This is a genomic window from Paenibacillus sp. P3E (assembly GCF_001909045.1).
Taxonomy (GTDB): Bacteria; Bacillota; Bacilli; order Paenibacillales; family Paenibacillaceae; genus Paenibacillus_AQ; species Paenibacillus_AQ helianthi.
On sequence record NZ_LVWH01000001.1, the window covers coordinates 1 to 18,493 of the forward strand.

At 43.8% G+C, this 18,493-nt stretch carries 17 protein-coding genes and 1 pseudogene; 14 read left to right on the forward strand and 4 right to left on the reverse strand.

What is annotated here, in order from left to right:
• The 9 genes from A3842_RS00005 to A3842_RS00045 form a co-directional block, all read left to right on the forward strand.
• Nucleotides 1-1,091 (forward strand): U32 family peptidase (locus A3842_RS00005; RefSeq protein WP_178382268.1); only part of this gene is annotated, 1,091 nt, incomplete at its 5' end.
• Between the two features lie 94 nt (nucleotides 1,092-1,185).
• Nucleotides 1,186-1,869, forward strand: a complete 684-nt coding sequence (locus A3842_RS00010; RefSeq protein ID WP_042141824.1) for a response regulator transcription factor — start codon at nucleotides 1,186-1,188, stop codon at nucleotides 1,867-1,869.
• Nucleotides 1,870-2,871: a sensor histidine kinase gene (locus A3842_RS00015; protein WP_074087049.1), complete on the forward strand. Its 1,002-nt coding sequence runs from the start codon at nucleotides 1,870-1,872 to the stop codon at nucleotides 2,869-2,871.
• A gap of 101 nt (nucleotides 2,872-2,972) precedes the next feature.
• On the forward strand, nucleotides 2,973-3,911 hold the full coding sequence (locus A3842_RS00020) for a VanZ family protein (RefSeq protein ID WP_074087050.1): 939 nt from the start codon (nucleotides 2,973-2,975) through the stop codon (nucleotides 3,909-3,911).
• Between the two features lie 24 nt (nucleotides 3,912-3,935).
• Nucleotides 3,936-4,619 carry an ABC transporter ATP-binding protein gene (locus tag A3842_RS00025; RefSeq protein WP_074100000.1) on the forward strand — a complete coding sequence of 228 codons (684 nt, stop codon included), beginning with the start codon at nucleotides 3,936-3,938 and terminating at the stop codon, nucleotides 4,617-4,619.
• Nucleotides 4,616-7,207: an FtsX-like permease family protein gene (locus tag A3842_RS00030; RefSeq protein WP_074100001.1), complete on the forward strand. Its 2,592-nt coding sequence runs from the start codon at nucleotides 4,616-4,618 to the stop codon at nucleotides 7,205-7,207. Before A3842_RS00025 ends, A3842_RS00030 begins: the two co-directional genes overlap by 4 nt.
• A 51-nt stretch (nucleotides 7,208-7,258) precedes the next feature.
• Nucleotides 7,259-8,179 (forward strand): helix-turn-helix transcriptional regulator, encoded by a 921-nt coding sequence (locus A3842_RS00035; RefSeq protein WP_074087053.1) that lies wholly within the window; start codon nucleotides 7,259-7,261, stop codon nucleotides 8,177-8,179.
• Nucleotides 8,180-8,273: 94 nt separating this feature from the next.
• Nucleotides 8,274-9,167, forward strand: a complete 894-nt coding sequence (locus A3842_RS00040; RefSeq protein WP_074087054.1) for a DUF2785 domain-containing protein — start codon at nucleotides 8,274-8,276, stop codon at nucleotides 9,165-9,167.
• Between the two features lie 39 nt (nucleotides 9,168-9,206).
• Nucleotides 9,207-9,929, forward strand: a complete 723-nt coding sequence (locus A3842_RS00045; protein WP_074087056.1) for a type 1 glutamine amidotransferase family protein — start codon at nucleotides 9,207-9,209, stop codon at nucleotides 9,927-9,929.
• A gap of 152 nt (nucleotides 9,930-10,081) precedes the next feature.
• Here the strand turns inward: A3842_RS00045 and A3842_RS33085 are convergent, their stop codons facing one another.
• Nucleotides 10,082-10,303 (reverse strand): flavodoxin domain-containing protein, encoded by a 222-nt coding sequence (locus A3842_RS33085; RefSeq protein ID WP_244169799.1) that lies wholly within the window; start codon nucleotides 10,301-10,303, stop codon nucleotides 10,082-10,084.
• Nucleotides 10,304-10,409: 106 nt separating this feature from the next.
• On the opposite strand from A3842_RS33085, the gene A3842_RS00055 reads away from it, so the two are divergent.
• Nucleotides 10,410-10,796 (forward strand): EVE domain-containing protein, encoded by a 387-nt coding sequence (locus A3842_RS00055; RefSeq protein WP_371915968.1) that lies wholly within the window; start codon nucleotides 10,410-10,412, stop codon nucleotides 10,794-10,796.
• Between the two features lie 514 nt (nucleotides 10,797-11,310).
• Here A3842_RS00055 and A3842_RS00060 read toward each other — a convergent pair.
• Nucleotides 11,311-12,222 carry a helix-turn-helix transcriptional regulator gene (locus A3842_RS00060; protein ID WP_074100002.1) on the reverse strand — a complete coding sequence of 304 codons (912 nt, stop codon included), beginning with the start codon at nucleotides 12,220-12,222 and terminating at the stop codon, nucleotides 11,311-11,313.
• Nucleotides 12,223-12,322: 100 nt separating this feature from the next.
• Between A3842_RS00060 and A3842_RS00065 the strand changes: the two genes are divergently transcribed.
• The 3 genes and pseudogenes from A3842_RS00065 to A3842_RS00070 all read left to right on the forward strand — a co-directional run bounded on the left by A3842_RS00065 (nucleotide 12,323) and on the right by A3842_RS00070 (nucleotide 15,125).
• Nucleotides 12,323-13,267 (forward strand): alpha/beta fold hydrolase, encoded by a 945-nt coding sequence (locus tag A3842_RS00065; protein WP_074087059.1) that lies wholly within the window; start codon nucleotides 12,323-12,325, stop codon nucleotides 13,265-13,267.
• A gap of 589 nt (nucleotides 13,268-13,856) precedes the next feature.
• A pseudogene (locus tag A3842_RS33660) lies at nucleotides 13,857-14,324 on the forward strand (U32 family peptidase); the annotation flags it as partial.
• A gap of 54 nt (nucleotides 14,325-14,378) precedes the next feature.
• Nucleotides 14,379-15,125 (forward strand): U32 family peptidase, encoded by a 747-nt coding sequence (locus tag A3842_RS00070; RefSeq protein ID WP_371915971.1) that lies wholly within the window; start codon nucleotides 14,379-14,381, stop codon nucleotides 15,123-15,125.
• A gap of 335 nt (nucleotides 15,126-15,460) precedes the next feature.
• Here the strand turns inward: A3842_RS00070 and A3842_RS00075 are convergent, their stop codons facing one another.
• Nucleotides 15,461-16,108 carry a class I SAM-dependent methyltransferase gene (locus A3842_RS00075; protein ID WP_074100004.1) on the reverse strand — a complete coding sequence of 216 codons (648 nt, stop codon included), beginning with the start codon at nucleotides 16,106-16,108 and terminating at the stop codon, nucleotides 15,461-15,463.
• 546 nt (nucleotides 16,109-16,654) lie between these two features.
• Between A3842_RS00075 and A3842_RS00080 the strand changes: the two genes are divergently transcribed.
• The gene (locus A3842_RS00080) at nucleotides 16,655-17,539 is read left to right on the forward strand and encodes a MerR family transcriptional regulator (RefSeq protein WP_074100005.1); all 885 of its coding nucleotides are present in this window, start codon (nucleotides 16,655-16,657) and stop codon (nucleotides 17,537-17,539) included.
• Between the two features lie 455 nt (nucleotides 17,540-17,994).
• On the opposite strand, the gene A3842_RS00085 is transcribed toward A3842_RS00080, so the two are convergent.
• The gene (locus tag A3842_RS00085; RefSeq protein ID WP_074088237.1) at nucleotides 17,995-18,408 is read right to left on the reverse strand and encodes a MerR family transcriptional regulator; all 414 of its coding nucleotides are present in this window, start codon (nucleotides 18,406-18,408) and stop codon (nucleotides 17,995-17,997) included.
• Nucleotides 18,409-18,493: the final 85 nt, after the last annotated feature.

Consider the following 18,493-nt stretch of genomic DNA (forward strand, 5'->3'; position numbering starts at 1 on the left):
AATTAGAATCATCACTGGAAAAAGAATTTAAGCGGTTTAACCTCGATATTAGAGTATATGCATCTCCAGATTCAAAGCTTTTCATAGATGCGGAGGGCTTAGGCTTTAATTATTCATATGAAAGCGAGGAAATACTAGGCGAAGCCATTAATAATCCAACAACAAAAGACCAGGTAATCAAGCAATTTTCAAGATTAAATGATACGATATTCGAACTTAATCATGTGGAATATGAAGAATGCAATGCGTTTATTCCAGCTAAACTGTTAAATGCAGCAAGAAGGGATATTGTACTGGGCTTATATGACTTGAAGCTTAACAGCCAAAAGAAACGAACCAAGGCTTTGGAAGCAAAAGAAAAAATAAGCTTTGCCCCTGAAGAACCATACCTTACCGCCTCTGTAACGACTAAGGAGCAGTACGAGGCTTGCGTAAGCTGTGGAATTAAGGAAATCTATTTTAAAAACGTTGTTAGAAGAAATCAGATTGATTATAAGGAAAAGGAAGGGCAGCTACTCATTGGAGGATATGGTGGAATTTATCACTACAGAGACACGAATCCGTTTGTTACGGACTATTCTCTAAATGTTGTTAATGCTACTAGTTGCTATGAATTATATAAATTAGGGGCAAAACGAGTCACTTTATCTTATGAATTGAATAAGAGCCAAATTGAAGATTTAAGGAATGCCTATGTTGAAGATAATGACGGCTATCCTGCGCTGGAAATGATTGTATATGGCAGGGTTCCTTTGATGTTTACTAAATATTGTCCGATGAAAAAAATGAATCAATGCAGAATTTGCAGAACGAAGAGCTATGAGTTAAAAGATGAGCACGGAACGTTCCCTATCATTTCCCATAATGATTGTACAACGACGCTCCTTAATGGGAAGACACTTAATCTTCTGGATGAGCTGCCAAACATCAAAGGAATCGAGGCGCTCAGATTAAACTTCACAGTTGAATCTAAAGAGCAAGTTGTGAAAGTCATTAATATGGCGTCAGGTAAATTAAATGGCTCAATGAATAATGCTGTCTTTAATCAGGAAACAGACACAAGAGGACATTTTAATAAAGAGATTGTGTAGTCGTGGAATTCATTAAATGTCCAAAATCTTGGGAAATACTACAAGTAAATCTGGGACAGGTGCAATTCAATCCAATCATAAGGATGACCTTCAGATGAAAATATTATTAGTTGAAGATGATAAGACGATCGCGTCGGGACTGGAATATTCGCTGCAGCAAGAGGGTTATTGGACCGTTCTCTGCCATGATGCCGCTTCAGCCCGAAAGGTGCTCGCCGAAGACATCGATCAGTTCACTTTGTGCCTGTTCGATTTACAGCTTCCAGACGGAACTGGTTATGAATTATGCAAGATGGTGAAGGAACGACGGGATATTCCGGTCATTTTCTTAACGGTGATTGATGATGAGGTCAATGTCGTGATGGGACTCGATATGGGAGCCGATGATTACATTACCAAACCTTTTCGGGTTCGCGAGCTTCTCTCCAGGATCAAATCCGTCTTGCGGAGATACCAGAAGCTGTCCCACGCCGGAGCGGTCATCGACATTGACAATGTGCGCATCCATACGCTGGAAGGCAAAGTATATAAAAACGGTGCCGAAATTTCGCTAACCGCCTTGGAATACCGCTTATTGCTGATCTTTGGCAACCACGTTGGACAGGTCCTCACCAGGAATCAGCTCTTGGAGCAAATCTGGGACGTGGCCGGCGACTTCGTGAATGACAACACGTTAACGGTCTATATCAAAAGGCTAAGGGAAAAGCTGGAGGATAATCCAGAGCAGCCGGCTCTGATCAAAACGGTACGCGGTTTAGGCTATAAGGTTGGTGATTAGATGCTGCGCAATCGGGAAAATCAAATATTATTACTCGTCATGGGCTCGATCAGCTTATCGGCGATCGTCATTGCTGCTTTCATTTCGTCCGTCGCCGCAGCCCTGGTTATTATTGTATCCGTGCTGCTTACCGGCACAGCTTTATTATTCACAAAACGGAGATATTACGAGCTAGAGAAGCTGTCCGTCTATTTGCGGGAGATTAGCAGCGGCCAGGCCTCCCTTGACCCTCGCGATAATCAAGAAGGTGAGCTTAGCATCTTAAAGAATGATATTTACAAGGTGACACGCATGCTCTCCGAGCATCGTTCGCTATTGCAGCGGGATAAGCTTCAACTGACCGATGCCATCTCCGATATTTCACATCAGCTCAAAACACCGATCACCTCTATGACAGTCATGGCAGATCTGTTAAGCGCCCCTGATCTGCCTCCACGCAAAAGAACGGAGTTCACCCATCATATTCGCATTCAGCTTGAACGGATCGATTGGCTTGTTTCATCCTTATTAAAGCTAGCGAAAATGGAAGCGGGAACTATCCCGTTCAAAAAAGATCGAATACACATGGAAACCCTAATCCAAAAGGCACTGGAGCCGGTTATGATTCCGATGGATATTAAGGGACAGACCGTTTCCATCACAGGGGATGACAGCGTCTCTTTTGCCGGCGATTTCCATTGGACTGCTGAAGCGGTTATCAATATTTTGAAAAATGGAGTGGAGCATACACCTGAGGGCGGTGCGATTACCATCACATTTTCCGACAACGTGCTATTTACGGAAATCGTTATTGCTGACAACGGAGAGGGCATTCCGAAAGAGGATTTGCCTTATATTTTCAAACGTTTTTATAAAGGAAAAAATGCTAATGAAGGAAGCATCGGTATAGGGCTTGCGATGGCTCACAGCATCATTGCAAGCCAGAACGGCGTGATTGATGTAACGAGCGACAGCGGGACTGGTACAGAGTTTCGGATCAAATTTTATAAGCATGTGATTTAACAGCACTCCGTAAGTGACTGAACTGTCACCTCCAACGTCACTGTAAAGTCATTTTGGACAGATAAAATGATATTCATCAGATGAACGATGGAGGTACAACCATGCAAGTGAAGCAGCAGCGCAAGATTACTTTTATTATCACGATAGGCTACACCCTGATTATTCTTTATTTTATGCTTTTTGCTTTCGGCAGAGCGGATAAGGTAGATCAAATCAGTCAGTACACCTTTATTTTTTTGCCGGACGGTTTTTTTAGGGTGCCGGGTCTTTCCGATCTTCTACATCCGACACTGATGGACTTGGTGGGTATTGGAAACTTTGCAGCCTTCATACCTTTTGGCATACTGTTTCCGTTGTTATACCGCACCAGCTTTGTTCGCTTCATGACAGGGTTTATCCTGTCCATTCTTGTGGTGGAGACCATCCAGGCACTAACATTCCTCGGCAGCTTCGACACGAACGACGTCATACAGAACTCATTGGGCGCTGCTATTGGATTCGGGGCGTACAAGATTGGCTTCCGTACAAAAAACTACTGGAGAAATATCGCTGCTACGGGAATTGCAAGTGCTGTCTTAATGCTCGGCGTGTGGGGGGTCTTCGGAGTAGTTGATCAAGTGTTCACCAAAGAGGTGGGCCCTTTTGTAGCGATAAACGAATGGAAAGATAGTAACGGAAATCGATTAACGGGAACCAAACAGGACAGTCTTAAGATTGGCGGTCAAGACGTGACACCCCAATATAATGTGTATGGCATCGAAGGTAAAAAGAAGGAAACATATACGTATTCGCTAGGCAATAAGGGAGAGCTGTATCTTAGCTTGAATTATGGAATTCCTGATCATAAGGATTTTCAGGGCAGCATTAAGGTTACGGTTGACGGGCATGAGCTCCTGTCTGTATCTGCAGAAGATCAGCTCCATGAGCCGGATATGAGGATCCTTTATCTCACCCGGGCTAATGAGCTTAAGATAACCATTGAGGGGAATGAAACCCTTTGGGATATTGGATATAGAGAGATGGTATATACCTGGAATTGAGCATCTAGGGAAGGGGGGATGACAATGGAGATTTTAACAATTGAAAATTTGTCCAAAATATACGGCACAGGCGAATCGGCGGTGAAGGCGCTTGATGATGTTTCCTTTTCGGTCCAAAAAGGTGAATTCGTCGCAATTATCGGACCTTCCGGATCGGGAAAATCGACACTCCTTCATATGCTGGGCGGTGTGGATCGACCGACTGGCGGGAAAGTGTATGTTCAGGATACGGATATGTATACCTTGGACGAAACGCAGCTGGCCATCTTTAGACGCAGGCAAATCGGGCTGATCTACCAGTTTTTCAATCTGATTCCCGTCCTGACGGTGGAAGAGAATATTACGCTGCCGCTCTTGCTGGATCAACAAAAGGTAGATCAAAAGCAATTGGCTGATCTTGTGAATACGTTGAATTTGCAGCATCGATTAAACCATCTGCCGAATCAGCTATCCGGCGGACAGCAGCAGCGTGTCTCGATTGGCAGGGCGATCATCGGCAATCCTGCGATCATGCTGGCCGACGAACCCACCGGGAATCTGGACAGCAGGAATAGCAGCGAGATCGTCGATTTATTGAAAATGCTGAATAAGACCTATCATCAGACACTGATCGTAATCACGCATGACGAACGGATCGCCCTGCAAGCCGACAGAATCATTTCAATCGAAGATGGGAGGATTGCCAAAGACGAGGTGATAAGGCGATGAATATTGTCAATACATTAACCATCCGGCATCTGAAGCAGAACAAGAGACGAACACTTGTGACTATTCTTGGCGTAATTATTTCGGTATCCATGATGACCGCTGTCATTACGCTTGTTTTTTCCTTTGCGGATTTAATGATCAGACAAACTATCACAGATACAGGGGAGTGGCATATTCAGTATCAAGATATATCCAAGGAACAGCTTGCGGCGATACAGGGCGATGATGCAACCAAAACGGTTGCAATCACAAGAGACCTTGGGTATGCCCCATTAGAAGGGGGACAAAATTCCAATAAGCCGTACTTGTTCATTAAGGAATATGATGTGCAAGGGTTCACACAATTTCAGATTGAAATAAGCAAGGGGCGTCTTCCGCACACGGACAAGGAGGTTGTGATCTCCGAGTCTGTTGCAACAAATGGCAAAGTGAAGTACGAAATCGGCGACCGTCTAACGCTTCGCGTCGGCGACCGATTCGAACAAGGGGGCGATCATCCCCTGGATCAGACGGAACCGCTGCGCAGGGAAGACGGCACATTGACCGAGACATTACAGCATAGCATAATTAGGGATTATACGGTGGTAGGCTTCATTAAACGTCCGGTGTCGGAAACGGCTTGGGCCCCGGGTTATACGATCATTAGCTATGTCGATGATCATATCATCGGGGGGGACGATCGGGTCGATGCGTCGGTGGTCTTGCAGCAGGTCAATCCGTTCTTGTTCGCACATGCGGAGAAGCTGGCTGAGAAAAACCAAATTGACACTGTCCAATATAATAACGATTTGCTTCGTTATTATGGCTTGTCCAGCAGCGGAGCCTCATCCAGCATGATGTTCTCATTATCGGCAATCATTATGGGGGCCATTATAATTGGCTCGGTTGGGCTCATCTATAACGCTTTTGCGATATCCGTCTCGGAACGTTCCCGCCATTTAGGGATGCTCGCGAGCGTGGGGGCGACGAAAAGGCAGAAGCGAAATTCCGTATTTTTTGAAGGTATCGTCATTGGTTTGATCAGCATTCCCATTGGCATCTTATGCGGTCTTGCCGGAATCGGAATCACCTTTTCGTTCATGAACACAATGATTGAAGGGGCATTATGGACTAGTGAAAAGCTGAGGCTTATCGTCACGCCGTTATTGCTCTTGATTACTTGTCTTGTTTCGATGCTGACGATTTTCGTTTCGGCGTATCTCCCGGCGGTTAAAGCATCTAGGGTATCTCCCATGGACGCGATTCGCCAAACCACTGACGTAAAGCTTACGGCCAAAGCAGTGAAGACGTCGAAGATCATTCGTAAGCTCTTCGGAATCGAAGCAGAAATCGGGCTGAAAAACTTAAAAAGGAACAAACGAAGACATCATGTTATTCTTTTTTCGCTTGTCATCAGCATCGTTTTGTTTTTGACGATATCGTTTTTCACGACTGGCCTGACACAATCTCTGGCATTGTCGCTGGAAGGCATCAATTACGATATTGAAGTGTCGTCCAGTAATGGAAAAAGACTAGATGACCGGTTGATGCAATCGCTTGTATCTCTGGATGGCGTCACGGAATACAACGTGAGTCATGAGTTAGTCGGGAACGCTTGGGTCGATGCAGCAAGCATCGCCGACGAGTTGCAAGAGAAGGTTAAGCAGGATAAGAGTATGCTGCAAGACGGGAAATACCCTTACGAAATTAAACTCTATGCACTGAATGATTCGAGCCTGCAAGCCTATGCCAGAGCGGTTGGCGCAGATTACGAACAGCTTACGGATCTGGATCATCCCGCCGCAATCGTGATGGATACGATTCATTACAAAGATATAGATACGGGGAAATATATTCAGACGAAGTCTATATATGCGAATATCGGTCAACATATCGAGCTAACGAGTTTTATTAATGAGAGCGGGGAAGAAACGAAGGCAAATAAAGTGATATTTGCCGCATTGACGGATAAGGCACCGATGGGGATGAGCCCGGTAGGCGTAGGTGGGTTAAATATGATCGTGTCGGAACGCGTCATGAATCGGCTGGCAGACGGCGAGGAGCTGGCTAACGCTTCGATGTACCTCCATTTGAAAAGCACGGAACCGGTGAAAACGCAGCAGGAAATTGAAGCGATGAATGAGACCAATCTGAATGTCTACAATGTATATCAATCCAGAATAAGCGAAGAACAACAGATTCTGCTGATGAACGTCTTTTCTTACGGTTTTATCGTATTAATCTCTGCGATTTCCGTTGCGAACATCTTTAATACGATCTCAACAGGGCTGGCTCTTCGCAAACGGGAATTTGCGATGCTGAAATCCGTAGGCGCGACGCCAAAGGGGTTTGCAAAAATGCTGAACTATGAGAGTGTTTTTTATGGGGTCAAGTCGCTCTTGTATGGGCTTCCTGTCAGTTTCGCCGTGATGGTTCTAATCTATAAAGCATTTGCGAACAAATTCAGCTATGGGTTCACCCTGCCCTGGATGAGCATTCTGTCTGTCACTGTGTGTGTATTTGTCATTGTCAGCTCTGCGGTTGTTTATTCCGGAGCTAAAGTAAAAAAGGAGAATATTATTGATGCATTAAAGCAAGAGAATATATGATTCACTTACTTCACCCAGAGGAGGAGACGTTACCCGACGTCACACACAATCATGCGAGTCAATCGATTGCTCTCCATGCTGCTGATCATCTCCGGTAAAGGTACGGTAACGGGCAAGGAGCTTGCCGAGCATTTCGAGGTATCCTTGCGGACGATCTACCGGGATATCGAAAAAATAGGAGAAGCCGGCATACCGGTTGCATCGTCCAGCGGCAAGGGCGGAGGATACTATATTATGGACAGCTATAATATAACCAGCCTCTTTTTAAACCAGGATGAAGCTCATACGTTTGTAGCTGTAATGAAGAATTTACACGGCTTGTTTGGCAGGAACGAAGCTTTTAATGACATCATGCTAAAGGTTGAGCATACCTATAAGCAGGAGCAAGGTAAGCACAAACTGACTCTGGATATGTCCCATTTCAGCATGGAGCAGGAAATTAAAGAGTACATGGGGATCATAAGCAAGGCCATCACGGATAACAGGCTGCTGGTGTTCGACTATATCAACAGGGATATGGAATACCTGGAGCGAACGGTAGAGCCAAGCTGGATTGACTTTCGCCACGGCCATTGGTACGTGATAGGTTTTTGCCGGGTCAGAGAGGACTACCGCAGATTCAAGCTCGTGCGGATCAAGCAACTGAAGCAGGGACCGCCTTTTGCAAAAAGAGAGCTGCCCGATGACCGAATCGCCGAGGTCATTGAGCACAGCTATTCGCAGCGGGACATACAGGTTGTGCTCAGATTCACTTCGCGAATTGGCGCGCAGCTTACTGAGTACTTTCAGAAAGAGAAAATTAGCCGGGGTGAAGATGGCTTCTATCTCGTTAGGGATACTTTTCCTCATGAGGAGGGCCTGCTGAAATTCATTCTAAGCTTCGGCAAGGAGTGCGAGCTGCTGGAGCCTCGTGAATTACGGGCGGAGCTTCAGCAATATATGCAAAATATGCTTCTATCCTACAATGACTGACGCCCTGGTGTCAGTCATTGTGTTCTATAGTGGGGATATCGGCGGAAAGAATACATACCGCCCGCTATAACTAGGCTAGGAGTGAACCGACTAAATGAAAGCCAGTATTTTGGACGATGATTTCAATGAATGGGGTACGGAGGACACACGAACAGAACTGATACGGAAGCTGCAAAGATTGGAGGAGGAACGTTATATCCTGCGTGAGGGAGAAAGGTTACAAGACTTTACCTGTCTGATGCTGCGACATATTGGCGATCCGGAGCCTGTGCTCCGTGAGCATATCTATTCGATTTTTTACATATGGCTGAAGCGCGATAATAAGTTCTCCTGTGAGGAAATGTGGAAACTTTTGGCTGTTCTAATGGATGACCGGCATTTGTTCTATCGGATTGGAAGCGAGGGTGACCAAAGTGTGCTTACCAGGGCGTTCTCGGTTCTGCCTGTCGCTCTTATTGTGCAGCGGGACAGGAACAATCCATTCTTGACTCCGGATGAGTTCCAGCATCTAAAGCATTCGCTGCTTCGCTACTACCAGGAGGAGAAGGACCTGCGCGGTTATCTGGCAGTCGAAGGCTGGGCTCATGCTGCGGCTCATGGGGCAGATGCCCTGGAGGAGCTGATCCGCTGTCGGGAAAGCGATAATGTGTTGCAGCGCGAGGTGCTGGAGGCGGTTAAAGGGATGCTGCATAACGGTGTGCGGATTTTTGACGAGGAGGAAGACGAGCGCATGGCCAGCATTGTGGACACGATGATTAGCGAAGCACTGCTTCCGCAGCAGGAGATTGCCGACTGGATTCATTGCTTGTCGAAGTGTACGGAATGGCCGGATACGCGCACGCAGAGAATCGCCAGAGTAAACGGGAAAAATTTCGTACGCAGCCTGTATTTCAGAACAAGGGTCCGGAATGACGGAAATAATCTTATTCTTAACGGCGCCATGCTGACGGCTGAAGCTAAATTAAACCGTTTTAATGAGGCTAATTAAGAAGTGCGCTAGAAATAATACATATGGAGGTAATTAAGTTTGAGTACCCACTACTATTTCAGTTGGTTTAATGAATTTTTTCCGGAGAAGCTGGTCCATTGTTTGCAGGAGGATATACAAGACAGACAATCGCTTGTTATGATTAGTGCTGACCCGTCTGGTTATACAGATGAGCCAATTAACTTTGATGATATCTCTGAATGGACATGGCTGAATCAGGCTAATATTATTTTTGATGAATATCATTTCATTGATTACCGCATGCAGAAGGAAGATGCCCGGCGATTCATTCAGAACGCTTCCGTCATTTTTTTATGCGGCGGTTATCCTGGTTTGCAGAAGGATTTCTTGGCGGATTATGAATTAGCGGACATTATTAAGAACAGCAATGCCATTATACTGGGTGCCAGCGCCGGTGCGCTAAACATGTCTGCTCAATGGTTAAGCTTGAATGACACGGACCATGAAGTTGAAACAGGTACTATTTATGAAGGTATGGGCTTTGATCAATTTGCCTATGAATCTCATTCTAAACGGGGCTACGACACGTTTGTTCAAGGCTACCTGTTCCCCTTGTCTGAAGAGATTGATGTCTATGCGGCAGAACAGGAGAGCGCTATACGGGTAAAGGACGGCAAAATCGAAACAATGGGTCCTATATATTTAATTTCCCGCTCAAAGATTCAGAAATTGGTTGAGACGCTCTTCCTGAATTTTTCGGAAAAGGCTTTTATTTTATCCAAGAAAATTCCTTTCAGTTGATCGGAACCTTCTTTCGGTGCAGCATAAGCCTTATAACCGCCAAATGATTCAATGCAGACAGCGGCTTCTCTCAGATCAGCGGGGATATTCCGGTCTATTATTTCTTTTGTCTCCTTTTGCTTCTCATTGCAAATGAAGTATCCCATTCTTTTCTAAAGCAATTCATTATGATTTTTTTTGATAAAGTCGCGAATGGGTTTGTATATTTTCCCGTCCCTGACTCCTGCACCCAAAATGATGTAATCAAAATCCCCGATATTAGGCTTCTCCAGTTCTATATTACAAAGGGTACAATCCGAAATCTCTTCTGCTAAAATTTTTATACATTGTTCTGTTGCCCCTGTTTTCGTAGCATATACAACTAGTACTGCCATTTGACTCATCCTTTGTCATTTAGAATATGAATCTGTTCCTCTAGAACGAACGGTAACCAAAATGTGGTCAAGTTTTCCCGTGATATTAGAGAGGCCTGTGTTAAAAATGGGGGGATTCGCCCAGCTCTGTCACGGCAAGTCAGCGTCTTTACGTAAAATGCGCCCAGGCGATTGGATGATCTACTATTCCCCACGCACGGAAATCACGAAAGGTGAACCACTCCAAGCGTTCACAGCAATCGGAGAAGTGGCTGATGATAGAGTCTATGAATATCCGATGTCCGAATCGTTTGTGCCATTCCGCAGAAATATCAGCTATATATCATGCCAGGAAGTAAAGATTAGAGATCTATTAGAGCAGCTTAGCTTTACGCGCGGGAACCGAAACTGGGGGTATTCCTTCCGCTACGGCCATTTTGAAATCGGACGCGAGGACTTTCTGATCATTGCCAGTGCGATGCTTGAGCCAAGCTTGCAGATAGAATGTTTTTGAACTTGTCTCTTCAGACAGCGCGGGGAACCGTATCATAAGTAGGGCGGAATTTTTATAGCTGCAATAATAGCTTTGGGAATTCAAGTTTCTTAAGGTCTGCAGGTTATGTGAGCTTGGAAACCTAACTCTTTATACGTAGAAATAAAGGATGATAGTAGCCAAAACAGTTGAATAGTTTGTGCTGAAGTGTTGCCACCTTGTCGTAGCTCATTGAGTTCAGACAGGACCCTACTCTTTGAAATATAGTTTACCACAATGTAAATATGGCTTGTTGCATTAGGATGATTCAGCGTTTTGATTTTTAAGTCTGTTGTTTCAATGCATAGCATAAGATAGCATATTTGGCCTTGATCGGAAATATTTGTTTATGGCTAGTTTGGGTGAACCATACCACAAATAGTGGTAAAGCGGAAAGTTGAGTTGAGGGTTGAAGCTTCAATGCTAAATCTATTAAGAAGCGCGTTAAGACCTAACTCATGTGGAATTGGTCATATATGCCGAGACAAGACCTTTATCAGGAATAGTTCTCCACCATTTGATATAAATAATTTCGAAAGTCTTCAAGATAGGTTTTGGGCTCTACAACTTTTAGATGAGTGCCAAAGCTTGCTAAAAGTTGAAATCCCAAATAATTTTGAGGGACATATATGGTTGCTAATAAAAGTCCAGAACCATGGTCTTCAATACTTCGTCGACCATACCTTTCGATGATTTGATCTTTTATGCTAGGCGATATCCATGCCTTAATCGTGACGAATTGCGGTAGATAACTTGCTTCGTGTCCTTGCTCAGACCAATCGTCTCTAGGATGAAACGCGCGTTCATCCATAGTAATATGATCGATCCGGGATAACTTGAATGTTCGAGACCCCTGTCGATGTAAACAGAATCCTTTCAAGTACCAACTCGATTCGCTAAAATGCAGCTCATAGGGCTCAACCATTCTATCCGTTACAGCCCCGTCTTTATCTGTATAATCAAACGAAACCAGCCTTTTCTTTGATATGGATTCTTGACATGTCTTTAAGGTTTCAAGAATCTCGGACCGACCTTCCCAATCATAAAACGACAGTTGAATGGAACGATTCAGAGACAATGGACTAACCATTGCCTCTATTTTTTTTATCGTTCTTTCCACTTCTTCAGTAAGGAGGAGTTGTTCCAATCCGCCGAGCGCAGCCAATATATTCTGTAAATCGGAGCTGCTTAGAAGGCGTTTATCGACCTTGTATTCCTCCATTATGCCGTAGCCGCCTTTGACGCCAATGACAGAGTAGATCGGGATGTTACATAAGCTCAATGTTTCCATATCGCGAAGGATCGTTCTTTTGGAAACATGGAATAGTTGTGAGAATTCCGTTGTAGAAACAATCTCTTTCCTCAGCAATATCATGATAATCGAAATGAGTCTCTCCACTTTGTCCATAATTGCCCTCTTTTTTCTACATGAATTCAGAACGGTGACAATAAGATGTCACCGTTTATCCATTATACTACATGTATCACAAGAAGGAGGTTTTGATTTAATGTTTAATCCAACCGATTTTCCCAAGCCCACCCTTATCTCAGTCAATGGTGTGGAACTCGAAGTGTTTGAAGCAGGCCGAGAAAACGCTGGAAAACCTATTGTACTCTGCCACGGCTGGCCAGAGCATGCCTTTTCTTGGCGCCATCAGATGGCCGCCCTTGCCGCAGCGGGCTACCATGTCATCGTCCCCAACCAGCGGGGTTACAGCAACTCATCCCGTCCGCCCGAAGTAACAGACTATGACATTGAACACTTGTCAGGTGATCTCATCGCGCTTCTCGATCACTATGGATACGAGGACGCTACCTTTGTCGGTCATGACTGGGGTGCATTTGTCGTTTGGGGACTGACCTTGTTGCATCCAAACCGCGTCAATAAAGTGATAAATCTGAGCTTGCCTTACCAAGAGCGCGGAGAAAAACCCTGGATCGAGTTCATGGAAGAAATACTTGGCGGCGATTTCTATTTCGTCCACTTCAATCGACAGCCAGGCGTCGCGGACGCCGTATTCGAAGACAATACATACAGGTTCCTTCGCAACCTGTACCGGAAGAACGAGCCTCTCAGAGCACCTGAGCCAGGTATGGCGTTGATCAATCTCGCCAGAGCAGAAACACCGCTCGGTGAGCCCGTAATGAGCGAAAGTGAGCTGGCCGTTTACGTCTCCGCTTTTGAAACATCAGGATTCACGGGCAGCATAAATTGGTACAGGAACCTTGACCGCAACTGGCGGTTATTGGCGAAAGTGAACCCAATCATCCAGCAGCCGACCCTCATGATCTACGGCGACCGGGATGTGGTTGCGAAGTCTGAAAACCTGACAAAGTTCGTGCCCTATGTGGAAGTGGTCAATCTGGATTGCGGTCATTGGATCCAGGAAGAAAAGCCGGAAGAAACAAACCAAGCGATTTTGAGATGGCTGGAACAGCAGAATGCCATCTAGTCCCAAGAGCGTTTCAAGGCTGAGCCTGCCCTACGGCTTGACCGGAGGGTGGAATGAGACGCGGCCACCGTCTTTGAGGTGACTGATTGGGCACCGCAACCCCGGTTGGGCTAGTACGTGTCTTCTAATGGTGTGGCGGTCGTGAGCCATGCGGGCGGCGTACGGTGTGGTCAGCGTGTTGAAGGAGGGCAAGGGGCATGATCAGGCTCATGGGTCTGATCTCCGAGTACTTCGTCGCTTGGATAGAAGTGGACTCGATCCCGCCGCACGCGGTGCACGGCGGTACAATACTTGTATAACAACATTCCTAGCAATCTACCGGCTGACACAGTGCAAGCCGCGATGATGCTGAATAGAGTCGCTTAGCAAGCAAAACATAGAAGGACAATAAGGGCACCCTAAGAGGGTGCTTCTTGATTTCGCGCTATTAAAAATACATAGAAAAAACAACAAATGATTTCGCGTTAGAGATGATACGGTGAACCGTATCATAAGTAGGGGCAAGTTTTTTGCTGACTTTTTTGTGCAGAGAATGCACGGCATTCACTTCTTATCTCCGATAAAATTTATCTTGAAGGGAGGGAAAACGATGGATTGGTTGGACAGGATGATTAGCGCCATGGAATATATCGAAGCAAATCTGGCGGACAATATCTCATATGATGAAATAGCTCAGAGAGCCTGTTGCTCTACTTATCATTTTCAAAGAATGTTTCCGTATATTACTGGAGTATCGTTATCTGAGTACATCCGACGTAGACGGTTGACATTGGCAGCATTTGAACTGCAGACAACAAATGCAAAGGTTATAGATATTAGAGTATATGCATGTCCAGATTCAAAGCTTTTCATAGATGCGGAGGGCTTAGGCTTTAATTATTCATATGAAAGCGAGGAAATACTAGGCGAAGCCATTAATAATCCAACAACGAAAGACCAGGTAATCAAGCAATTTTCAAGATTAAATGATACGATATTCGAACTTAATCATGTGGAATATGAAGAATGCAATGCGTTTATTCCAGCTAAACTGTTAAATGCAGCAAGAAGGGATATTGTACTGGGCTTATATGACTTGAAGCTTAACAGCCAAAAGAAACGAACCAAGGCTTTGGAAGCAAAAGAAAAAATAAGCTTTGCCCCTGAAGAACCATACCTTACGGCCTCTGTAACGACTAAGGAGCAGTACGATGCTTGCGTGAGCTGTGGAATTAAGGAGATCTATTTTAAAAACGTTGTTAGAAGAAATCAGATTGATTATAAGGAAAAAGAAGGGCAGCTACTCATCGGAGGATATGGTGGAATTTATCACTACAGAGAAACGAATCCGTTTGTTACGGACTATTCTCTAAATGTTGTTAATGCTACTAGTTGCTATGAATTATATAAATTAGGTGCAAAACGAGTCACTTTATCCTATGAATTGAATAAGAGCCAAATTGAAGATTTAATGAATGCTTATTATGAAGAAAATGACGGCTATCCTGCACTAGAAATGATTGTATATGGTAGGGTTCCTTTGATGTTTACAAAATATTGTCCGATGAAAAAAATGAATCAATGCAGAATTTGCAAAACGAAGAGCTATGAGTTAAAAGATGAGCACGGATCGTTCCCTATAATTTCCCATAATGATTGTACAACGACTCTCCTTAATGGGAAGACGCTTAATCTTTTAGATGAGCTACCAAACATCAAAGGAATCGAGGCGCTCAGATTAAACTTCACAGTTGAATCCAAAGAGCAGGTTGTGAAAGTCATTCATATGGCGTCAGGTAAATTAAATGGCTCAATGAAAAATGCTGTCTTTAATCAGGAAACAGACACAAGAGGACATTTTAATAAAGAGATTGTGTAGGTAGCCAAAGGGATGGTTCTGGCGATATGATGGCGGGGGCGAAACCAACAGCGGCAGCAGTCAGATTATGGCGTACATAAATGCCCGGACGGCAGACTCTGCGATGGGGGTATTCCGCGTACAGAGTGTTATGGTGAAGAGTATTTCTTTGATAATGCCCCGGGTAACTTTGGTGGTTAAGGTAGAGCGATTATAAAAAAGAGGCTTGATTTACTCAAGCCCCCTAAGATTATTTGCGACGAGAAATTATCATGATTTCCATACTGTCTACCTTTAACGGATTGTTACTGAATTGTCCCGCCATGCAACCATAAGCTGCTTCGACTTCAAATCCTTCACTTTCTAAAAGCATTTTTAATTCTCGGAAAGTAAAGGCAGTAGTATAAATAGATACTTCTTTTGTTTCGCCTTTCTGGGCTAATGACCTCATCTTTATCGATAATCGTACAAGAGTATGGGTCAAAGTGCGATTCGTCATTAACATTTCGAGCCAAATTTAGAGCATTAACAACCGTAAGAATAAATAAAGAACCAGCTCGTAATGATTGATGGACACCTCTTAGAACATTTCTATGGTTCTCCTCACTGCCAGCTAAACCAAACGCACCTTCGCAAAGACAAATAGCTGCATCAAATTCTTGGTTAAAGGTTAGTTCACGAGCATCCGCAACCAAAAACTCTGCATTTAGCTTTTCATTTATTGCTGCTTGATTGGCGTATTTGATAAATTCCGAAGAAATATCAACGCCTACTGATTTAAAACCACGTCGGGCAAGTTCTAAGCTATGACGACCTGGTCCGCAGCCAATATCCAAAATGCAATTATTTGGTTTAAGGCTCATCAGTTCTACCAAAAAGTCAACTTCCTGTATTGTTCCCTTGGTAAATCCGAATTTCAAATAATTATCACGAATGAAATCTCCAATTTCTTCGTAGAAACCGCCGTTATATTCAATACCTGAAGCTTTTTTATCAATACTCAATGTTTTTCCCTCCGTGTAGTAGTTGCACGGAAGTGTATTAGCAAGAAAGCCTAATTATCCTTCCGTGCCTCGAATAATAGTATTTGGCGTATTAATTATTGTCGCACTCATAAACTCACTCACTTTCTTTTGGATTCATTATAAGGTTAACCTAATAGGGAAAAAATGTAAATATAAAAAATGCTTTTAATTAACATTACAACCCGTACCCGCCTGGCTCTATATAGTGACAAAGTGGTTCTGACTCATTAGGCGGATGGCTCTTTTACATTGTAATAATCATGGGATTAATAAAAATCCCGAACACGGTTGGTAGTGTTCAAAGGTTACCTTAAGTTTGATTGCATTTATTCGTTTGTCCCCACTTATGATACGGTGAACCGTACCACAAGTAACGGCAAGTTTTTTTGGTGGAGAGCAGGCAAACTCCATGCCTGGCAAGGGTTTTTCATGTTGGGCTAAAACAAGTTAATTTTTGGGAAACCCTTGAAGTTATCGTAGCGTCAAGTGCTAGAATATACTTAGAGCTCGGAAAGGAGACCCAAAATGAACAGATCTGTTGCAATAAATAAATTGTCGGAGCAGATGGGACTGACGAGTCGCACCTTACGGCACTGGGAATCAGAAGGATTGTTCAAGAGTGAAAGGGATACATCCTCTGGATGGAGAGTGTATGGCGAGAATGCACTCCTTTGTATCAGAATTACAGCCATTTTAAGAAAAATGGATATTCCCATAAAGGATATTAAAACTGTGATTGCAAACAAATCCCTATCACAGTTGAGCATGGTTGTTAAAAATAAGATCTCCGAACTACAGTTACAGAAAGCTGAATTATCTCTTTTTCAAGAACAACTAGAACAAGTTCAAAAATTCCTTCAAAAACAAGATGTAGGTTGTTTTTCAAATGTTGATGTAATCCTTACTGAGACGGAGGACTTGTTTATGCGCAGTTTAAGTGAAAGTAGTATGGTCAAAATCATTGCCCTTCCTCCTATGAGAGTAGCCTACAATATAGCCATTGGTGTCTCTCCGGAAGATGAAGCAATGGCACCGGTGCTAGAGTGGATAAAATCCTCGAATTTATTAGGTACAGCACGTTTTTTCGGTGGCAATGTTAAACCGATGCCAAGCCATCTCGGAAAACCTTATGGTTATGGTATGTGTGCGACAATTCCAGACGGAATTACGGTTCCGAAGCATCTGAAAGAAATGGTTCTACCTGGTGGTCTTTATGCAATGCTTGAGAGTAGTGACGATGTTAATTTATCGTGGAAAACTTTAATGAAGGGTTTGTCAAAGGACGGAATTTACCATTCTGATCGATCACGACTATGTTTGGAAGAACACATTCGCAACGAAAAACCAGATGGAAGTGGGAACGAGTATCACTTGATTTTGTTGGAGCCTGTAAAGGCAATTAAAAACTAGGAGTACAAAAAGCTAAGCAAAAAGGCCATCCTTTGCGGGATGGCCTTAAAACTTGCCGTTACAGCCAGCGCGGTGAACCGTATCATAAGTGGGGCGAAATTTGGGCCAAGGCACTGCTTTGTAGGAGACATATGATAACATATTTCTATATGATCCAGGCAAGGGGGTAATACTGTGGGTGATAATTTTAGAGAGGTTTACAGGCAACTACAGACAAGTCAGGACAAGTATATTTAATTCATTTTGGCTGCTTCATTAGCTTCATTAGCTTTCGCTATCAAGCAGTCGCAAGTTTTGCCTCTTGAGATGAGTCAGAGGAATTGCCGCACCTGTAGAATGGAAATCATTCAGATTACATACTCGTCCCGGAAGTGCTTGCATTCAATGAACTGGCACAGGGTGTCTAATTTTCTACATCAGACACCCTGCAGTGTTCACGTAGGATTAGGCCGCGATTATCTAGTATTTACTATGTCTTCTTTCGTAAGTTCTTGGTATAGGGTAAGTTTCTCTTCGGCGAGAGAAATCATGTATTCAATTTCTTGTCGCCTGGATTCCAGTTCCATCAGATGCTTCTCAAGGATTTCAATCCGCTTTTTTAAGGTGGGATTATAATTAGAAGGATTTTCCCCTTGTTGAATTTTATCCATTACACAGCCCTCACGAGTAAATTCCGTAATCTCCTCAAGCGATAAACCCAATTTTTTTAGTTTATTTAGACATTGAATGTAGGAAACCTCGCTTTCTTTGTAGACACGTGCCCCTCCATTACTACGCTTGGGTTCATGTAGTACCCCGATTTTTTCATAATAACGTATCGTATAAGGAGTTAATCCCGTTTTTTCTGACACTTGACTGATTGTAAGCATCCGATTTCTGCCCCTCCTTTTTAATGCTGATATTGAAAAATATTATACAGCTTTCAGTCAACTCAAAGCGAATGTTTACAATTCC